Here is a 4,358-nt window from a genome sequence, read left to right on the forward strand (position 1 = left end):
AGAAGCCACATGTGTTTCGAAAAGCAACATGTTAAGTGGCTTCTCGAAACACATGTGGCTTTTCAAGGAGGGGTGTATGCAGGAGTCGCCGGAATTTTTGTAATTACAGGATTCCACCACCCCTACCCCGTGAGCCGGTGACCACCCAAGCAGCGGCAAACCGCCCGGGCTGCTAGGCTGCTGCTATGGACAACAACTCAACACCCTCACTGCCGGATCTCGTTCTCCCGTCCGTAGTGACGACCCTCAGCCTCCCCAGCAAGCATGCTTCAACTGACATGCGGCTCCCCCAGGCATGGCTCCTGCGCTCCGTTCCCGACGAAGAGAACCGCAGCGCCGCCAGCGGCAAAATCTACGATGACGCCCTGGAATTTCGTTACGTTTACGACTCGAGGGTGCCTAACGGACAAGACATCCGAGAGGGTGACTTCGTGCTGATTCGAGATAATTCGATTCTTCTTGGGAGCGCAGTTGTCCGCAAGATTGAGGTCACGGATGAGAATAAAATCCTGACTGTCTGCCCCCGATGCGGTAACAGCCGTATGATACTCAGGTCTGACGGAATGTGGCGATGCGACGGACGCTGCCTGCGTCCCGATGGTCTGAAACCCCTTCAACGGCTACACAAGAATCCACCCCAAGAAATAAAGAGGGTTCAGCGGTTCGTCGCCTACTACGGCGATACCTGGACTGAACTCATCGGTGCGTTGAACAAAGATTCTTTTGAAGGGCTTTGTGCACCGGGCAAATATAACCGGCAGAACAGCATTGTTGCCCTCGATACGGCTAAAGTCCTTGACTGGCTTGAAAGCCTGAATACTTCGGGCATTCACCTGCTTCCTCTGGGGGATGCTCACGGGGCACCCGTGAATCCTCGTGGCGGTTTTACGATGCGCACGGTCAGGGCTCGCAAAGGTCAGCCGCAGTTCCGCCAGCAGCTGTTGAACCGCTTCGGAAACATGTGTGCGTTTACGGGTGCTTGCCATACGGCGGCGCTGGATGCGGCGCACCTGTACAGCTATGCACGCGAGGGTGAGCATCGCGTGGATGAGGGTCTGCTTCTACGCAAGGATCTGCATAGGCTTTTCGACAGCGAGCTGGTGGGTGTGAGTTCTTCGCGGACTCTTCTTCTGCACCCCGGTTTGGGAAATACGCAGTATCAGTCGTTGGCGGGTGCCCGCCTGAAGGTTGAGTTGCCTAACCGAGCTCTGGAGCTTCTGGATGAGCACCGCTCGGGTCTGAGCTGGCTTGATGAGGCGCTGGTTTAGCCCTGCTCTGGCTTAGGCTGCCGGGCGTGCAAAAGGAGGTGCGGTAGCTTTCGGGCTACTGCACCTCCTTCATACAGTTTATTTAGCTGTACAACTCATTGTCGTACATAAATTGCAGGATCGGTCGTGATATCTTTTCTGCTAGAAAAACAGGAACTGCATTACCAATCTGCTTATACTGTTCATTTAGCTGGTTATTTATTGCTGTATTCTTATTACCCTTAGAAAAATAATACCAATCAGGAAATGTTTGAACCCGAGCACATTCTCGAACAGACATACGACGGTTTATGTCACCTTGGAATTTCCACTCATCTTTACCCAGTTTTTTCATTGGTTCACCACCGGGATACTGGGGGGCCTGACGACCAGAAGCCTGAATCGTAAATGATTGCTCTTCCCAATTCTTCTTTCGATTTCGAGACATATACATAGAGCTGTAGCTACTATCAAAGACATCTTCAGCATCTACGGGCAAGTCACCGATAGCTTCGCGTAGAGTCACATAAGGGAAATTCCTACCTGGACCATGCGTAGGCTCAGGGAGTTCGTATTTATAGCCATATTTTTCCACAATATCATTTCGAGTACCGATGATAAATACTCGCTCTCTAATTTGGGGAACACCGTAGTCTCGAGCGTTCACAAGATGAGCTACAACCTGATATCCTGCTGCCGAAAAATCCTCAGTAATCTGTTTAAGGACCTGTCCATTTGCCATGGTCATCAATCCCTTAACATTCTCAGCAATAAAGAATGCAGGCTTTGAATGGATCAAGGCTCGGATATAGTGGATGTATAAGAAATTTCGCGGGTCATCCAGGAGCCTCGGGCCCGCAACGCTGAACCCAGGGCAAGGGAAGCCGCCGAGCATCAAGTCACTTTCAGGAAAATGAACTACTTTACGAATGTCACGAGAGTCCTTAACTACAGATTTCCCAAAGTTCTCGACATAACTTTCATTAGCGGCGATAAATAGGTCATTTGAATAAATAAAATCAATATTATCTGCAGCTTCTTCGAACTTTTTCTTATCCTTAAGTAGTTCGTACGCTTGATCGGAACCATACTTGCAAGCAACGGCTGCCAATTTAACACCAAGGTCCAAACCCCCAGCGCCGCTGAACAATGAAGCAACTTTCACTGTATTTGCGCGTCCTGAAATTCTGGCAAGCATATCCTCCTCAAGCTTACGCGTTACAGGTGTGGAGTGCTTCTCGACTTCCGCTTCTTCCTCTTTGATCTTCATCTCAAGGACCTCTTGCACTTCATGAGGTGCATACGTCAAAGATGAACGAAACTGAGGCGACATGCTTCTTGGCATAATCTCGAACTCCCTAAATCTCTAGCCTCAGGCCAAACATTTGTATGGCCTGAGGCTAGTATAGCGCACTTATTAGGAAAAGGCCAGTCTCAGCTTATTGCTTTCCTTCAATAGTGATTCCTACTGGCTTTCCAATAATGCGCACATCAAACTTCATGCTTACTTCAACCTTTGAAGATGCATTATGGATTCTAAAACTCAATATCCAATCATTATCAAAAACCATAATAAGGGTATTCACTATCCCCGATTTATCTTTTTTGAGATTGAAATCAATTAATTTAGTTGGCATTTTAACACTGTCAGGCATTTCACCATCTAGCACATACCGCTCCATAATATATTTATTCTTCATTGAAATAAATTTATAGAAATCCTGGGCGCCAACAATATACTTTAGTAACTTAGATACAATTTCCTCACCATGCCTATTATATGCACGCATAATCTCACTTCGAAAAGCCTTTAGTAAGGGAATATAGATAGAATTTTCTTTATCAATTGAAGATTCATCCCATTTAATACCCTTGTTCTTTTTCAATAAATCAAAAATAGGACCAGTTTCCTTTTTGTACTCAGCAGAAACCGGGACTCCATACCATTTATCTCCAAAATCGATCCTTGGTGAAAGCCGTGGATGTCGCGCAGCGTCATTGTTTATTTTTAGCGATACCCCCACGACTTTCTCTCCAGATTTCCCAGAAGATTCAATAATAAGATCCCGCACATCTGCAGAATCTCGAGCTTTATCGTCACTTTGAAGATACAAATGATTTTTCGCACCATATTCAAGAATGTGCGCCTCACGACTCAAAATCAAATCTACACCGAATTGTGCCCTGTTTTTATAATCTTCTTGAATAGAGGGATCATGCTCATCGTAGAACTTTTTTGCTGTATGAGTTGCATTATTCTCTACGAGTTCAGCGTGACCACCAGCCGCAATTATTTTATTCATCATGACCTGCATGAAGGCATTTTCAAATGCCTTTCCATGAGAAGCAGATTTGCCAGACATACCTAGCTCCTTTGCATTGAGTACGAACATACAAAATCTTCTCACATGCTCTTCTTGTAAATCAAACATCTTTTTCGCATCTTCATAAGACGCGAGGCCTCTCTAGTGCCCAAAACTTCTCAGCGCCGGTACGGATACCACCTCCACCCTGCCGCTCTTTGAGGGCGAAGATATTCCCCTGCGCACTCACGCCCTCTACTCCCGCGAGGAACTATTCGCCGGACTGGGCGGCCAGGAGGAGAACTTCAAGGTACCCGGCGGCGTGGTCAACGGTGTTGTACCTTTCGACCCGACGAACACCACCGCACTACTGGTGACGTTGGAAAAGTCTGAGAAGCACTTCTCCCCGGCCACCATGTACAAGGACTACGCCATCAGCACTGACGAGTTCGCGTGGGATTCGCAGAGCGCGACAACCCCCGAAAGTCCGACGGGTCAGCTCTTCCAACACCACGAGGAGCGAGGTCGACGCATCGTGCTCTTCGCCCGCCAGCACAGGGAGAATGCGCTCGGTCCCGAACCTTACATGTGCCTGGGCACCGTGAAATACATTTCTCACGAGGGTTCCAAGCCGATGCATATTCGCTGGTCGTTGGACCGGCCGATGCCGGCGTCCATGTTCCAGATCGCGAAGATTGCCTCGTAGGTCGTAAATAACCGCAGCAGGCGGCCCCGGATGCATGTGTGCGTCCGGGGCCGTTTTTGTTTTACCGTGCCGTGCCGAAAAATTGTGCCATAGGTTAGTGTC

3 protein-coding genes and 1 pseudogene are annotated in these 4,358 nt (G+C 48.3%); 2 read left to right on the top strand and 2 right to left on the bottom strand.

The window, feature by feature from the left end:
- Positions 1-278 precede the first annotated feature (278 nt).
- Positions 279-1,268 carry an HNH endonuclease gene (locus tag HMPREF3055_RS03100; RefSeq protein WP_246823621.1) on the top strand — a complete coding sequence of 330 codons (990 nt, stop codon included), beginning with the start codon at positions 279-281 and terminating at the stop codon, positions 1,266-1,268.
- An 82-nt stretch (positions 1,269-1,350) separates the two neighbouring features.
- Here the strand turns inward: HMPREF3055_RS03100 and HMPREF3055_RS03105 are convergent, their stop codons facing one another.
- Both HMPREF3055_RS03105 and HMPREF3055_RS03110 read right to left on the bottom strand, forming a co-directional pair.
- Positions 1,351-2,517 carry a DNA cytosine methyltransferase gene (locus tag HMPREF3055_RS03105; protein WP_204370942.1) on the bottom strand — a complete coding sequence of 389 codons (1,167 nt, stop codon included), beginning with the start codon at positions 2,515-2,517 and terminating at the stop codon, positions 1,351-1,353.
- Positions 2,518-2,686: 169 nt separating this feature from the next.
- Positions 2,687-3,610: a HaeIII family restriction endonuclease gene (locus HMPREF3055_RS03110; RefSeq protein ID WP_070689830.1), complete on the bottom strand. Its 924-nt coding sequence runs from the start codon at positions 3,608-3,610 to the stop codon at positions 2,687-2,689.
- A 121-nt stretch (positions 3,611-3,731) separates the two neighbouring features.
- Here HMPREF3055_RS03110 and HMPREF3055_RS03115 point away from each other — a divergent pair.
- Positions 3,732-4,256, top strand: a pseudogene (locus tag HMPREF3055_RS03115) (DUF3427 domain-containing protein); the annotation flags it as partial.
- Positions 4,257-4,358 lie beyond the last annotated feature (102 nt).

Origin of the sequence: Rothia sp. HMSC061C12 (assembly GCF_001815755.1) — a bacterium.
GTDB classification, from domain to species: domain Bacteria; phylum Actinomycetota; class Actinomycetes; order Actinomycetales; family Micrococcaceae; genus Rothia; species Rothia mucilaginosa.